The sequence below is a fragment of the Rhodococcus sp. YL-1 genome, assembly GCF_001942025.1.
Classification (GTDB): domain Bacteria; phylum Actinomycetota; class Actinomycetes; order Mycobacteriales; family Mycobacteriaceae; genus Rhodococcus_F; species Rhodococcus_F qingshengii.
Window position 1 is genome coordinate 5,387,869 of sequence record NZ_CP017299.1, and the last position, 14,236, is coordinate 5,402,104.

General features: G+C 62.7%; 13 protein-coding genes. 8 read left to right on the top strand and 5 right to left on the bottom strand.

What is annotated here, in order from left to right; translation table 11 throughout:
• Window positions 1–56 precede the first annotated feature (56 nt).
• The 3 genes from BH682_RS25000 to BH682_RS25010 are packed head-to-tail and all read left to right on the top strand — an operon-like array spanning window position 57 to window position 3,179.
• Entirely contained in the window at window positions 57–932 is an 876-nt protein-coding gene (locus BH682_RS25000) for an HpcH/HpaI aldolase/citrate lyase family protein (RefSeq protein ID WP_064687745.1), read from the top strand.
• The gene (locus tag BH682_RS25005) at window positions 929–1,927 is read left to right on the top strand and encodes a MaoC family dehydratase (RefSeq protein WP_073513349.1); all 999 of its coding nucleotides are present in this window, start codon (window positions 929–931) and stop codon (window positions 1,925–1,927) included. The genes BH682_RS25000 and BH682_RS25005 overlap by 4 nt, the downstream gene beginning before the upstream one ends.
• 31 nt (window positions 1,928–1,958) lie before the next feature.
• Window positions 1,959–3,179 carry a CoA transferase gene (locus tag BH682_RS25010; protein ID WP_075834435.1) on the top strand — a complete coding sequence of 407 codons (1,221 nt, stop codon included), beginning with the start codon at window positions 1,959–1,961 and terminating at the stop codon, window positions 3,177–3,179.
• Between the two features lie 66 nt (window positions 3,180–3,245).
• On the opposite strand, the gene BH682_RS25015 is transcribed toward BH682_RS25010, so the two are convergent.
• Window positions 3,246–4,403, bottom strand: a complete 1,158-nt coding sequence (locus tag BH682_RS25015) for an acyl-CoA dehydrogenase family protein (protein ID WP_003940617.1) — start codon at window positions 4,401–4,403, stop codon at window positions 3,246–3,248.
• 195 nt (window positions 4,404–4,598) lie between these two features.
• On the opposite strand from BH682_RS25015, the gene BH682_RS25025 reads away from it, so the two are divergent.
• The 5 genes from BH682_RS25025 (at window position 4,599) to BH682_RS25045 (ending at window position 10,802) form a co-directional block, all read left to right on the top strand.
• On the top strand, window positions 4,599–6,062 hold the full coding sequence (locus BH682_RS25025; RefSeq protein WP_190287647.1) for an MFS transporter: 1,464 nt from the start codon (window positions 4,599–4,601) through the stop codon (window positions 6,060–6,062).
• Between the two features lie 134 nt (window positions 6,063–6,196).
• Complete coding sequence (locus BH682_RS25030; protein WP_030537190.1) at window positions 6,197–7,327, top strand: thiolase family protein; 1,131 nt, start codon at window positions 6,197–6,199, stop codon at window positions 7,325–7,327.
• Window positions 7,328–7,381: 54 nt separating this feature from the next.
• The gene (locus tag BH682_RS25035) at window positions 7,382–8,146 is read left to right on the top strand and encodes an SDR family NAD(P)-dependent oxidoreductase (protein WP_007729494.1); all 765 of its coding nucleotides are present in this window, start codon (window positions 7,382–7,384) and stop codon (window positions 8,144–8,146) included.
• 41 nt (window positions 8,147–8,187) lie between these two features.
• Entirely contained in the window at window positions 8,188–9,843 is a 1,656-nt protein-coding gene (locus tag BH682_RS25040) for a class I adenylate-forming enzyme family protein (RefSeq protein ID WP_172827034.1), read from the top strand.
• Between the two features lie 53 nt (window positions 9,844–9,896).
• Window positions 9,897–10,802, top strand: a complete 906-nt coding sequence (locus tag BH682_RS25045) for an NAD(P)H-dependent flavin oxidoreductase (RefSeq protein WP_256933533.1) — start codon at window positions 9,897–9,899, stop codon at window positions 10,800–10,802.
• On the opposite strand, the gene BH682_RS25050 is transcribed toward BH682_RS25045, so the two are convergent.
• The 4 genes from BH682_RS25050 to BH682_RS25065 are packed head-to-tail and all read right to left on the bottom strand — an operon-like array spanning window position 10,799 to window position 14,202.
• Window positions 10,799–11,695: a LysR family transcriptional regulator gene (locus BH682_RS25050; protein ID WP_003939949.1), complete on the bottom strand. Its 897-nt coding sequence runs from the start codon at window positions 11,693–11,695 to the stop codon at window positions 10,799–10,801. The genes BH682_RS25045 and BH682_RS25050 overlap by 4 nt on opposite strands.
• Before the next feature lie 3 nt (window positions 11,696–11,698).
• A complete protein-coding gene (locus BH682_RS25055) occupies window positions 11,699–12,601 on the bottom strand; it encodes a LysR family transcriptional regulator (protein ID WP_007729501.1) in 903 nt (300 codons plus the stop codon).
• Between the two features lie 30 nt (window positions 12,602–12,631).
• Complete coding sequence (locus BH682_RS25060) at window positions 12,632–13,444, bottom strand: enoyl-CoA hydratase/isomerase family protein (protein ID WP_075835472.1); 813 nt, start codon at window positions 13,442–13,444, stop codon at window positions 12,632–12,634.
• Window positions 13,441–14,202 (bottom strand): crotonase/enoyl-CoA hydratase family protein, encoded by a 762-nt coding sequence (locus tag BH682_RS25065; protein ID WP_075834437.1) that lies wholly within the window; start codon window positions 14,200–14,202, stop codon window positions 13,441–13,443. Before BH682_RS25065 ends, BH682_RS25060 begins: the two co-directional genes overlap by 4 nt.
• Window positions 14,203–14,236: the final 34 nt, after the last annotated feature.

The following is a 14,236-nucleotide window of genomic DNA, read 5'->3' on the forward strand; positions in this document are numbered from 1 at the left end:
ATCCACTTCACAACTGGCCGTACATTTGATTTCCAGATCGAGGTAATCGACACACTATGGACGAGAACCACTACCGCGCCACCAGACGTCGCGCGTCCCTGGTCGCGCCGGGTTCAGACGAGCGCAAGGCACGCAAAGCACTCTCTTCGAACGCAGACGAGGTGATTCTCGACCTCGAAGATGCCGTCACTTCGACGAACAAGGACCTGGCGCGAACCCTCGTGAGCACCTTGGTGCACGAGTTCGGTAGGGCGCGCACCATCTCGGTCCGAATCAACGGCCTGACCACACCATGGGCCCGCGACGACCTGATCGCCTGCGGCGCCCTCGGAGAATCGCTGACGAGCGTGATCGTCCCGAAGGTCGAGTCCGCCGACGAACTACTCGAGGCCGAGCACATCCTCTTCACTGCCGGTGGGCACCACACCACCCTGCAAGCCCTGATCGAAACTCCGCTCGGCGTCCAGAATGCCGACTCCATCGCCCGCGCGACTCCTCGTCTCCAAGCCGCAATCATCGGATACGCCGATCTCGGTGCAGCGCTTGGCCGTTCACGCTCGGCACTGCCTGAACACTGGCTTGCCGTCCAGGACAGAATTCTGATCGCCTGCCGCGCAGCCGGCGTCGCAGCCATCGACGGGCCCTTTCTCGGCATCACCGACGACGACGCTTTCCGCCATGCCGCGCACTGGACCAGCGCCCTCGGGTTCGACGGCAAATGGGTCATCCACCCGGCACAGATCGACTCGGCCACTACCGCATTCACTCCTTCGGACGACGCCGTCAATGACGCCCGACGGGTACTGACCGCACTCGAAGAAGCCGAAACCCTGGGTTCGGGTGCCGCCCAACTCGACGGCCAGATGCTCGACGAAGCTGTGGCCGTGGCAGCGCGTCGTACGGTTGCCCGAGCCGAAGGAGTCACCGTATGAGCGAGCACTACGTGGGAGGCCCGTACTTCGACGAGCTCACCCATGGTCAGATCTTCGACGAAGCCCCCGCGGTGACGTTGACCAGTGGACTCGCCGCCTCCCATCAGGCGATCCTCGGTGACCGCATGCGCCTGCCTCTCGACGCACACTTGTCGTCGAGCGTCACGGGTTCCGGTGCACCAGTGGCAAATCCAGGACTGGTCACCGACATCGCCATCGGCCAGTCAACCGTGGTCACACACCACGTCAAGGCGAACCTCTTCTACCGTGGACTGCGATTCCACCGTTTCCCGGTACTCGGCGACACCCTGTACACGCGCACCGAGGTTGTCGGTCTACGCGAGAACTCGGCCAAGCCGGGACGCGGCGCCACCGGACTTGCCGCGCTACGGATGACGTCTGCTGATCAGAACGGCAACACGGTCCTCGACTTCTACCGCTGCGCCATGCTCCCCCTGAGCCCCGACCCGATCGAGGCGAGAACTCGCCACGCCGACGACCTCGGGGCGATCGGTCCGTCCGAACCGGCTCCGTACGTATCACCTGACGGTTGGGACCTCGACACGTATCGAGAGCGGGTACCCGGCAGGCACTTCGATTCCGATTTGGTGGGCTCCGTCTTCCACAGCAGCGGCGACGTCGTCTCCAGCGCACCCGAACTTGCCCGGCTGAGCTTGAACATCGCAGCGACGCACCACGACGATCGCGTCGGCGCCCACGGTCGCCTCGTCTACGGCGGCCACACCATCGGGATCGCACTCGCCCAGGCGACTCGCGCTCTGCCCAACGTGGTGACGGTTCTCGGGTGGCACTCGTGCAATCACACCGGACCCGTTCACGAGGGCGATACCCTCACGAGCGAACTGCACGTCGAAAACTCGTCGCCCCTCGAACACGGAACTGCAGTGCAACTGCGTTCGCTCGTGTTCTCCCACAATGCTTCTGCAACACAAACTCCGGTTCTCGACTGGCGTTTCACCGTGTTGATGGCATGAGCACACACTCTTCTATCACGGAGGACCACACATGACTCATAGCCCAGGCCCGCTGTCCGGGCTTCGCATCGTCGAGGTCTCGAGCTTTGTCGCCGCGCCGCTGTGCGGACTGACGCTCTCCCAACTCGGCGCCGAGGTGATCCGGATCGACCCGATCGGAGGTGCCTCCGATTACAATCGCTGGCCCGTCACAGACAAGGGCGAGAGCATCTACTGGACCGGACTCAACAAAGGCAAACGGTCACTGTCAGTGGACATGCGCGCCGAACGCGGCCAAGAACTGATACGCCAACTGGTCACGGCGCCGGGACCTGGCGGCGGAATCCTGGTCACCAACGCCGGCGGCCGTAAGTGGATGAGCCACGACTCCCTGGCCCAGTTGCGTAGCGACGTCATCACCCTCGAGATCCTCGGACGCCGCGACGGCAGCCCCGGAGTCGACTACACGGTCAACGCCGCCTTGGGATTTCCACAGATCACCGGCCCCGCCGACTACGCCGGAGTTGTCAACCACGCACTGCCCGCCTGGGACGTCGCATGCGGGCTCTACGCCGCCCTGTCGATCACTGCCGCAGTGCGCCAACGTGACTCGACCGGACATGGATCTCGGATCACGCTCCCACTCGAAGACGTCGCATTGGCCACCGCGGGAACCCTCGGTTACCTCACCGAGGTACAAGTGAACGGTCGCAGTCGCGAGTCCGGCGGAAACGCCGTCTACGGCACGTACGGAATCGATTTCGTCTCCAGCGACAACGACCGGTTCATGATCGTTGCACTCACTACCCGCCATTTCCGCGACCTCGCGTCGGTCACCGGCACCACGGCGGCTGTCGACGCTGTCGAAGCTGCACTCGGAGCCGACTTCTCCACCGAAGCGGATCGCTACCGTCATCGAGAGGTACTCACTGCTCTGTTCTCACATTGGTTCCGGGAACACAACGGCGCCGAGATCGCTGCAGCGCTGGACACATCGTCGGTTCTGTTCGAGAGGTACCGCAGTTTCGAGGAAGTGGTGAAATCTGGCGAACTGGAGAACAACCCGATGTTCTCCGCACTCGATCAACCTCGAATCGGAAGCTACCTGGCTGCCGCCAATCCTGCCTCGTTCGACGGCGCACACCTGGGTACCGGACCCGCCTCCGAGGTCGGCGGCGATTCGATCGCGGTGCTCGCCGACATCCTCGGAACCAACGCCGATCACGCCTCGACGCTGATCGCGGACGGCGTCGTCGGGGTTCCGGCGAACTGACCTACCCGGAAGATGTTTTCGGCCTCGGAACATTTGTTCCGAGGCCGAGAACATGTCGAGAGTGCGTCAGAGACCAAGATCCTTCGCGATGATGGTCTTCATGACTTCACTTGTGCCACCGTAGATTCGTGTGACACGCGTGTCTGCGTAAAGACGCGCGATGGGATACTCGGTGATGTAGCCGTACCCGCCGTGCAATTGGAGGCACTTGTCGATCACTCGACCTGCCGCCTCGGTGCAGAACAGTTTCGCCTTCGCTGCGTCGGGAATCGTCAGAGTGCCGCGGTCATGACATTCGAGTGCGTTGTCGGACACCAGCTGGATGGCATCAACCTCGGTAGCGCATTCGGCCAGAACGAATTTGGTGTTCTGGAAGGCCGCGACCGGCTTGCCGAACACCTTGCGGTCCTTGACGTAGTCGATGGCAAAGCGAAGCGCTGCACTGGCAGTGGCGGCCGCTCCGAACGCGATGGTCAACCGCTCCTGAGCCAGGTTGTGGGTCAGATAGCTGAAGCCGTCGCCCTCTTCTCCAAGTCGGTCCTCGACGGGCACCTTGACGTCGACAAACGAAAGCTCCGCAGTGTCGGAGGTCTTGAGCCCGATCTTGTTGATCTTGCGCCCCACCGAGTATCCGGGCGACGACGTATCGATCACCAGAATCGACAACCCCGTGCGCCGGTTCTCCGCTGTGCTGGGCGCGGTACGGCACACCACCAGGACGCGGTCGGCAAGTACTCCACCGGTGATGAACGTCTTGGAACCATTGACCACGTAGTGCGTACCGTCCTCCGACAGCTTGGCCGTGGTCGCGATGTTCGCCAGATCCGATCCTGTTCCCGGTTCGGTCATCGCAATCGCGAACATCAGATCTCCGGAAGCGAAGCCCGGCAACCAGCGGCTCTTCTGTTCTTCGTTCGCGTACTCGAGCAGGTAGGGCAGGATCAGGTTCGTATGCACCGACTGCGAGCCGAACGACGCCCCGGCGGCAGCAACTTCCTCGGCGACGACGACGTTGAACTTGAGCGACTTCTCGCCGCCTCCGCCGTATTCCTCCGGCACCTGAATTCCGAGTACGCCCAGCTCTCCGAGTCGTCGGTAGAAGTCACGGGGCGGGTGACCGTCCTCTTCCCACTTCTCGTGGACCGGGGTTACTTCCTTCGCGATGAAATCGCGAACGGTTGCCCGGAATGCCTCGTGATCCTCGTTGAACACGGTGCGCTGCATGTATGAACTCCAGTCGGTCAAGGGGACAGGGTGATCCTGATCTCACCTTGCCTCAATGTTCCGCATTCGATCCAACACTCATCGGCTATGCGTCCGATAGGGCGTACCAATATGGCCTGACCTGCGATACATAGGCAACCGCTATCGTTCCGATCATCGACGCGACATTGCTCAAAGTGATCCAGAACACGTTGAATGAGTCAGCCGGCAAACACACCACCATCGATCGCTTCGAGGCCGCGCTTCGAGCACGATCGCATCCGCCCACCAGTCTCGAAGGGACGCCACGTGACCCCCATCGCGCCACAGCGTAACGACGTCCAGCCCGAAGCAACAGCAACGCCAGATTCGTCAGCAGTTCCCGTCTTCGGTACCCGCAAGCGTGCGTGGACGATGACCGGGCTCGTCGTTTTCCTCTACATCGTCAACTACGCGGACAAGGCAGTCCTCGGAATCATCGCTCAGCCCCTCGCTCGTGAGCTCGGACTGAAGTCTTCGCAAATCGGCATGGTCGGCTCGCTCTTCTTCCTGATGTTCTGCATCGGTGGATTCCTCGCCGGACCGCTCAACAAGTACCTGACCCTGCGTTGGGCGCTGTTGATCCTGGCCGCAATCTGGTCCGTGGTCATGCTCCCCCTCGTTCTCGGCGCCAGCCTCGCGATGTTGATCGTCTCGCGCATGCTCCTCGGATTTGCCGAAGGCCCCAGTTCGGCGCTGATGCACACCGCGGCGTACTCGTGGCACCCGCCGGCCAAGCGCGGCCTTCCCGGCGCAATGCTCGCCGGATCCGCCTCTGTCGCAAAGATCGCCCTCGCGCCGGTACTGACCTTCATCGCCGTTCATTACGGCTGGCGCGCAGCGGTTCTCTCGCTCTCCGTTCTCGGTCTCGTGTGGATGGGTTGCTGGCTGGCCGGTTGGTCCGAGGGCCCGTACACGAGCAAGGCCGTCAAGGCGACCAAGACTGCAGATACAGAAGCACCCGAGGCAGCCGGGACAGCCACGAAGGCGGTCACCGAGCCCAACGTTCCGTGGCGCAAGATCCTGCTCTCCCGCACCTTCGTCAGCTGCTGCTTCCTCATCGCGACCATCTACGCGCTGACCACCGTCGTTCTCACCTGGTTGCCGTCGTACTTCGAGGTCGGCCTCGGATACAGTGCTATGCAGGCCGGTTCGATGTTCGCGCTGCCCTCGATCGTCGGTCTCGTCCTCATGATCACCTCCGGTTCCGTCACGGACAAGTTGATCGGCCGCGGCTTCACCTCTCGTACGGTTCGCGTCATCGTTCCCTGTGTCGGCGTTCTGATCTGCGGATCGATTCTCCTGTTCCAGCCACAGATCTCCACTCCCATCGTCGCTGTCGCCATGGTCTCGATCGGCTACGGGTTCTCGGCAATCACCTTCCCGCTCATCAACGCTGCGATCTCGGAGCTGTGCCCGCCGCAGCAGACTGCCGGAACGATGGGATTCTTCCTCGCCATCATGTCGATCGGTGGCCTGATTGCTCCTTACGCAACGGGAGTCATCGTGGACAACGCTGCAACCCCGGCCGACGGTTACGCCCAGTCCTTCCAGGCAATCGGCGTCATCGGAGTGATCGCCGCGGTTCTGGTCCTCGTCTTCGCCAATCCCGAGCGCGATCGCAAGCTCATCCGAGGCTGAGTACTCCACGTATAGCCATTCGCTAACAAAGCCATTCACCGAAAGACATTGCCGGGTCGACCCGCTCGTGATCGACTCGAGACACGCCCCGACCGCACAGTCGCAGAACCGGGCACGAACAGCAGGAGAGATACATGCGAGATGCCGTCATCGTCGACGCAGTACGTACACCGATCGGCCGTCGCGGCCGCGCCCTCTCGGAGATCCATCCGGCCGAGTTGTCCGCCCATGTACTGCGTGCGCTCGCTGAACGGACCGGACTCGACGCGGCGACGGTCGACGACGTGATCTGGGGTTGCGTCAGTCAGGTCGGCGAGCAGGCCGGAAGCATCGCCCGCACAGCGGCACTCGCTGCCGGCTGGCCCGACAGCGTTCCCGGCGTCACGCTGACCCGGGCCTGCGGATCGAGCCAGCAGGCAGTTTCCTTTGCTGCGGCCACCGTCATCTCCGGTCAGAACGACGTGGTCGTAGCCGGAGGCGTCGAATCGATGTCACGAGTACCGATGGGTACCGCCAGCAAGAACGGTGAGCATTTTCCGGCTTCGGTACTCGAACGCTACGGGGTGGACGGTTTCAGCCAGGGGACCGGCGCCGAGATGATGGCCCGCAAATGGGCACTCACACGAACAGCTCTGGACGAATACTCCCTCCGCTCACACGAACTCGCGGCCCGTGCCACCGATGAAGGGGCATTCACCGGGCAGATCACTCCGATCGCGGGCTTGTCCCAGGACGAAGGCATTCGGCGAGGCGGAAGTGTGGAGTCGCTCGCGAAGTTGCCCCCGGCCTTCGACACCGACGGTGCCATCCACGCCGGCAACTCTTCTCAGATCTCCGACGGGGCGGGCGCCACACTCGTCACGACCAGCGAGTACGCCCGGGCACGCGGGTGGAAGCCGCTCGTTCGTATTCACACCGCAGTGGTCGCAGCCGACGACCCGGTCATCATGCTCACCGGTCCGATTGCCGCCACCGCAAAGGCATTGGACCGCTCCGGATTGTCCATCGACGACATCGGCGCCTTCGAGATCAACGAGGCATTCGCCCCCGTCCCGCTTGCCTGGCAGGCTGAAACCGGCGCAGCCATCGATCGTGTGAATCCGCTCGGCGGCGCTATCGCGGTCGGCCACCCACTCGGCGGATCAGGTGCGATCTTGATGACTCGCCTGGCACATCACATGCGCGACAACGGAATTCGATACGGTCTCCAGTCGATGTGCGAGGCCGGCGGCATGGCCAATGCGACCATTCTCGAATTGATCTGACCCGACAACGCTTTCGGGCCGACACGTCATCCAGCAGGAAAGAAGAATTGATTCATGAAACTCGAGGGACTTTCCACCGCGATCACCGGCGGCGCTTCAGGCCTCGGCCTGGCAACCGCTCGACGGTTGCTCGACGCCGGAGCGCAGGTCACGTTGATCGATCTGCCTTCGTCCGACGGTAAGCAGGTGGCGGCCGATCTCGGTGCTGCCGCACAATTCGCCCCGGCCGACGTCACCGACAGCGAACAATTCGCCGAAGCACTCGACGCGGCGCACGAGCGCGGCGGCCTCCGCGGCGTCGTCCACTGCGCGGGTGCCGGGCGTCGTATGCGCATTCTCGACAAGGACGGAAAAGCCGGATCGGTCGAAGATTTCGAGTTCGTCGTCAAGCTGAATCTTGTCGGTTCGTTCAACGCACTCCGTCTCGGCGCCGAGCGGATGGCGGAACTCGACGCAGTGGACGGTGAGCGAGGTGCCATCATCATGACGGCGTCGGTCGCAGCATTCGAAGGTCAGATCGGTCAGATCAACTACACAGCGTCCAAAGCCGGCATCGTCGGTATGACGGTCACCGCTGCCCGCGATCTCGCCAGCCGCGGAATCCGCGTAAACACCATTGCTCCCGGCATCATGGACACTCCCCTGCTGGCGCGCCTACGCGAAGACGTGCGCACGGCCCTCGAAGCCTCTGTTCCCAATCCCTCACGACTGGGTCGTCCGGACGAGTTCGGCCAGCTCGCCGTCTCGATGCTCGAGAACGGCTACCTCAACGGCGAGACCATCAGACTCGACGGCGCTATCCGAATGGCTCCCCGGTGACGGGCACCAGCGTGATCGCCAATCCACAACTGCGGCACAACATGCACTACCCGGATACCACCATGGCGTACTGGGCGCCCAGCATGGCGGCGCTCTACGGTGACCGCCTCGCCGTCGTGGACGGCGAGCGTACGTGCACCTTCCGCGAACTCGGTCAGCGCAGTGCGCAATTCGCCGGCGCACTGCGGCAAGCCGGGGTGGGCGTCGGCGACGTGGTGTTGATGCACCTCGGGAACTGCGTCGAGTTCCTCCAGGCTTACTACGGATGCCTACAGGCCGGGGCGACAGTCACATTGGTCAACCCACTGCAGCCAGAGCTCGGCCTGCGCAAGCAGATCGAAGAGACGTCCGCCGTTGCTGCAGTGACTCAGAGTTCGCAGCTGCACGTACTGCTCGCGGCCGCTTCAGGAACCTCCGTGCGTACGATCGTGATGGTCCAGGACACCGAGGGCGCGCTCGACACACCGGAGTCGGTCGTCGCATTCGACTCCTTCATCGCCGATCTACCCACCGAATTCACCCCTGCCTCGGTTCGTAGCGACGACATCGCACACATCGCGTTCACCGGCGGAACCACCGGAGTCTCCAAAGGTGTTCGTGTTCTTCACCGCAACGTCGTCGGCAACATCACGCAGATGTGTGGGTGGAGAACCGGTCACGAGTTGGAAGCAGGTCCTGACGGTCTCGTCACGCCTCGACGCATCGACGGCCTCGACGTGCTCGGTCCGACGCCCGGGACCGGGGCGACCATCGTGGTCTCCCCTCTCTTCCACGCACATTCGTTGCTCAACACGTCGTTCCTGTTGATTTCCGGTCTCACCCAGGTGTTCGCCGGTCGGTTCGAACCCGGCCGGATGCTCGAGCTGATCGAAAAGCACGAGGCCACCTATCTCACCGGGTCTCCCGCCATGTGGCACGCACTGTCGGTTCATCCCGACGCTACGGTGCGCAACACCGACAGCGTGTGCGTCGTGTCTTCGGGTGCCGCCCCGATCGACAGTGTCACGCTCGCCGCACTCCGCCGGGCATTTCCCAAAGCGCTCGTCGTCGAAGGGTACGGGCTGACCGAGGCCACCTGTGTGGTCACGGCCGCTCCGCTGATCAACGGCTCGGAATATCGGCAGAGCAGCGTCGGCCTCCCGATCTTCGACACCGAAATCCAGATTCGCGATCAGCTCGACCGGAAGACCGTTCTGGGCGAGAACGAACGCGGCGAACTGTGGGTGCGTGGGCCTCAGGTCACCGACGGCTATCTCGGACACCCGGAAACCACCGCAGAACAGTTCGTCGACGGCTGGTTGGACACGGGAGACATCGCGTACCTGGACTCGGACGGATACCTCTTCATCTGTGACCGGGCCAAGGACATGCTCATCTACAAGGGGTACAACGTCTATCCGCGGGAACTCGAAGAGATTCTGGTTTCGCACCCGGCGATCTCGACTGCCGCGGTTGTCGGCCGCGAAGTGGGGAGCAACGGCCAGGAGCCCGTAGCCTTCGTGGTGATGATTCCGGGTGCCGAGTTCGACGCCGAGCAGATCAAGGCGTTCGTCGCCGAGCAGGTGCTGCCGTACAAGAAGATTCGCGAAGTCGTCGAGGTAGAACTCCTTCCGACATCGGCTGCCGGTAAGGTCCTCAAGACCGACCTCCGCTCGAGACTTCTCGAATCCGTCGATCAGAAAGGCGGTTCCAGGTGACGACCTTCGCAGACCTGACGTCGCAACTGCGTGTCCCGGTTCTCGCTTCACCGATGTTCATCATCTCGACTCCTGACCTCGTCATCGCGCAGTGCACCTCTGGCATCATCGGGTCCTTCCCGGCACTGAATGCTCGTCCGCAGTCGGCACTTCGGGATTGGCTCAAACTGATCACCGTGGCTCGTGAGGAACATGATCGTGAGCACCCGGAGAATCCGTCGGCGCCATTTGCCGTCAACCTCATCGTCCACCGGTCCAACAACCGCCTGGAAGAGGATCTGGCGACCATCGCCGAGTTCGAGGTTCCGATCGTCATCACGTCCCTCGGCGCTCGCACCGACATCAACGACGCAGTCCACGCATACGGCGGAATCGTTCTCCATGACGTCATCGACAATCGCTTTGCACGCAAGGCGATCGAGAAGGGCGCCGACGGACTGATCGCGGTAGCTGCCGGGGCCGGTGGTCATGCCGGTAGGCAGTCACCGTTTGCCCTGATTCGGGAGATTCGTGAGTGGTTCGCCGGTCCACTGCTGTTGTCAGGTGCCATCGCTCATGGTGATTCGATTCTCGCTGCGCTCGCGGCCGGGGCCGATTTGGCATACGTCGGATCAGCTTTCATCGCAACCGAAGAGGCTAACGCGAATCCTGCGTACAAGGAGATGATCGTGGGTTCAGGGGCCTCCGACATCGTCTATTCCAACCTGTTCACCGGAGTACACGGAAACTACCTGCGGGGCAGCATCGTTGCCGCCGGCTTGGACCCCGACAACCTGGCCGAATCCGATCCATCCGCAATGAGTTTCGCGACCAACGACACCGATACCAAGGCCTGGCGTGACATCTGGGGCGCCGGACAGGGCATCGGAGCGATCGATGCAGTCCTTCCGACGCATGCAGTAGTAGAGCGTCTCGCCGCCGAGTACTCTGCCGCGCGAGAACGAATCTGCCGACTCTAGTGCTGTGACCGGCGTTCGTCGGACAGGTACTCGTGGATAAGGTTCACGAATACCTGTCCCACCGGCGACAACGTCGAGGGGTCGAAGGCGAGACCGTACGCACGCAGGAATCTCGGCTCGCAGGCCCGTTCCACCACCTGACCAGGCATCGATTTCGCCACCGAGCGCTCGACCAACGAACCGCCGAGTCCGGCGATGACCATCGGGAGCCGCGACTCCCGTTGCTCGGTCACCACCGCGAGTTCCGTTCTGGTACCGGCCTTTCGGATCGAATCTTCGATCGCGTCACCCATCGCTGCCCCGCGAGGAACGAATACCATGGGAATGTCCGGCATTTCCGAAAGGCGTACCGGCCCCTCGGGTAGTTCCGTTCCAGCCGGGTAGACCAGGCGGTATTCCTGCTCCCCCAATTCGACGATTTCGAGCCCTTCGCCCGCCTCGAGCGGCAGATGAGCCACCGCGAATTCGCAGTGGCCGTCCCGGATGAGACTTTCCAGATTGTCCTCACGCTCGAGTTCCGAGAATCTGACTCGTGCTTGCGGATACCGTCGACAGAACTCCGCAATCAGATCGACGATCGTCCCCGAAGTCAGTGCAGGGAAAGCCATGATGTCGAGGCGACCGACGATGGCGCCATCGGATGCCGTCAACTGTTCAGCCGCCGCAGCTACGTCTCGCAAAACCTGTCGACTCGGGCCGACCAGACTGCGACCGGCAGCACTGAGCACCATGCCGCGCCCGATGCGGTGGAACAGCCTCACTCCCAGTTCACGTTCGAGCCCGCGCAACGCTTGTGACACGGTCGGCTGAGCAACGCCGAGAGCCGCTGCGGCGCCGTTGATCCCCTTGTTCTCGACCACTGCGAGGAAGTACTCCATCTGCCGGAACTCCACAGTTCACTCCTCTTCCGTGGACGGAACGGCGGAGGTGGCCATTTCCGCAGCCGTCGCGATGAATGCAGCGGCCGCCGGGGATTGCTCGCCCGAGCGATAGACGATACCGACGTCGCGTGTCAGCGGCGGATCGAAGGAGAAGGCGCAGACGTCTGTCATCTGCTGTTGTGCAACCCTTCTCGGCACTACAGTGGCGCCGATTCCTCGACGCACGAGTTCCCACGTGGTCACAGGGTGGACACAGTCCACGACTACGTTCTCGGCGCCTTCGCTGAGCAAGCCCCGGAACTGATTCGATTGATCACCGAGATCGACCACAAGCGGCAAACTGTGCAAGAGCGCTCGCGGAACCGGATCCGCCAACGGCGTTGCAAGTCGGCCGGACAACGACGCATGGGTGGCTAGCACCAACTCCTGAGTGGCAATCGGAGCCGTGACCAAACCTTCGTACCCGATACTCAGATCGGTGACGCCGACCTCGGCCGACCCTCGCCGCAACGCATTGTCGACCCCGGCCGGGCCGTACGTGTCGAGAACACGCACGACGATCTTCGGGAAGTTGGCCCGGAATCGCCGGACCAACTCGACCATCGGATCGATCGAGAACGCCGAGTACGAGACGACGTCGACACGACCGAACTCGAGTTCGCGAACGGCGGTCACTTTCGCCTTCGCGCGCTCGACGTCGGCAAGGATTCTCCTGGCCGCGAGATCGAACGTGCGGCCCGCGTCGGTAAGAACCAACCGCCTGCCCGTCCGGTCGAACAGCGTGGCGCCGAGCCGACGCTCGAGCGTACGAATTGCCTGTGACAGCGAGGGCTGCGAAATGTAGAGAGCCTGAGCGGCCTTCGTTATCCCACCGTGGTCGACAACAGCGACGAAGTAGGTGACGAAGTGCAGATCCACTCATCCATCATACGACCAGCGATCCGTCGCTCAGTCCACCCGAGTTGCCCCTGGTACGGCCCACTCTCCGGTGAAGATCGGCTCCCGCTTTTCTACGAAGGCACGAACCGCGTCGGTGGCATCCGTCGCAAAATTGACCGCTTGCGCCCTCGCCTCGTTGTCCAAGGCCTCCCGCAACGAGAGGGAGGTGTGATGTTCGAGCATGGCGGCAGACTGACTCAGTGCGGCCGGCGGGCCGGCGGCGAGCCGCTGCGCCAGTGTTGACGTGTGTTCGTCCAGCTCGGCCGGTTCGACCAGATAAGTCACCAACCCGAGTTCGTAGGCTTCCTGTGCGTCGATCGTCTCGGCAAGCATCACCAGTCGCTTGGCTTGTTGGAGGCCGACCAGTCTCGGCAGGATCCACGAACCACCGAAGTCGACAGACAACCCCCGTTTGGCAAAGATCTGGCTGAACTTCGCACCCTTGGCCGCCACGACGAAGTCGCAGAGCAACGCCATGTTCCATCCGGCTCCGACGGCAAACCCGTCGACCTTCGCCACCAGAGGTTTGGGAAACTCACTCAGTGCGATTGCCGTTGCGTTGATGACACGCATGCGATCGAGCGGGTGCGACGAGCCACGCTTGTCCAGATCGGAGCCCGCGCAGAAGGTCCCATCCGCGCCGGTCAGGATCACCGAGCGAATCTGCGCGTCCTCTTGCAGTTCGAGGACTGCTTCACGTAGAGCGATCCAGGCGTCGAGATCGAGAGCGTTGCGGCGGTGCGGCCGACAGAGAACAATCGTCGCGACAGCACCGTCTCGTTCGATGCTTACGGCCGCACGCTCGATCGTCTCGGCACTCATGAACCACTCCACACGGGAGAGCGCTTCTCGGCAAATGCCGTGGCGCCCTCCTTGGCATCACGAGAGGTGAAGACCGGATCGATGAATTCGCGTTGCGCGACAAAGGCATCCGGATCGGTGTACTTGGCGGACATTGCCAGTACCTGCTTGGTCGCGCGAACAGCCAGTGGACCGTTAGCCGCTACTCGGGCCGCAAGCTCGCGTGCGACGGTCAGCGCGTGTCCCGGTTCGGCGAGCCGATTGACCAAGCCGTGATGATGCGCCACGGTGGCACTGAGTGGATCCCCCGTGATCGCGATTTCCATGGCCAACTGATACGGAAGAATTTTCGGCAGACGTAGGAGTCCGCCGGCGGCCGCGGCAAGTCCCCGCTTCACTTCGGGCAGGCCGAATTTCGCGTCCGTGGACGCCACGATCAAGTCGGCCGCCAAGGCCAGTTCGCAACCGCCGGCGAGTGCCCAACCTTCGACGGCTGCGATCAGCGGCTTCGACGGCGGAGCCTCGGTCAGACCGGCAAAACCACGACCCGGTAGCGATGGCCGCTCTCCGCGCGCAAATCCCTTCAGATCCATACCGGCGCAGAAGGTTCCACCAGCTCCGGTCAGAATGCCGATGGTGAGATCGGAGCGTTCCTCGAACTCGTCGATGGCCGCAGCCAAGGCTTCGGCAAGTTCGAGATTGACCGCGTTCTTGGCCTCGGGACGATTGAGGGTGATGACGGCAACGCCGTCGGCGAAGTCGGTGAGCACGACGCTCATGTTCGGTTCCTACTTCCGTGATGAGATTCTTGAA

Excerpts from the sequence above, each read along its gene's own strand:
- BH682_RS25040 (WP_172827034.1), top strand. The coding sequence starts at position 8,188 with ATGCACTACCCGGATACCACCATGGCGTACTGGGCGCCCAGCATGGCG.
- BH682_RS25030 (WP_030537190.1), top strand. The coding sequence starts at position 6,197 with ATGCGAGATGCCGTCATCGTCGACGCAGTACGTACACCGATCGGCCGT.
- BH682_RS25000 (WP_064687745.1), top strand. The coding sequence starts at position 57 with ATGGACGAGAACCACTACCGCGCCACCAGACGTCGCGCGTCCCTGGTC.
- BH682_RS25065 (WP_075834437.1), bottom strand. The coding sequence starts at position 14,202 with ATGAGCGTCGTGCTCACCGACTTCGCCGACGGCGTTGCCGTCATCACC.
- BH682_RS25045 (WP_256933533.1), top strand. The coding sequence starts at position 9,897 with ATGTTCATCATCTCGACTCCTGACCTCGTCATCGCGCAGTGCACCTCT.
- BH682_RS25015 (WP_003940617.1), bottom strand. The coding sequence starts at position 4,403 with ATGCAGCGCACCGTGTTCAACGAGGATCACGAGGCATTCCGGGCAACC.
- BH682_RS25060 (WP_075835472.1), bottom strand. The coding sequence starts at position 13,444 with ATGAGTGCCGAGACGATCGAGCGTGCGGCCGTAAGCATCGAACGAGAC.
- BH682_RS25035 (WP_007729494.1), top strand. The coding sequence starts at position 7,382 with ATGAAACTCGAGGGACTTTCCACCGCGATCACCGGCGGCGCTTCAGGC.
- BH682_RS25005 (WP_073513349.1), top strand. The coding sequence starts at position 929 with ATGAGCGAGCACTACGTGGGAGGCCCGTACTTCGACGAGCTCACCCAT.
- BH682_RS25010 (WP_075834435.1), top strand. The coding sequence starts at position 1,959 with ATGACTCATAGCCCAGGCCCGCTGTCCGGGCTTCGCATCGTCGAGGTC.
- BH682_RS25025 (WP_190287647.1), top strand. The coding sequence starts at position 4,599 with ATGAGTCAGCCGGCAAACACACCACCATCGATCGCTTCGAGGCCGCGC.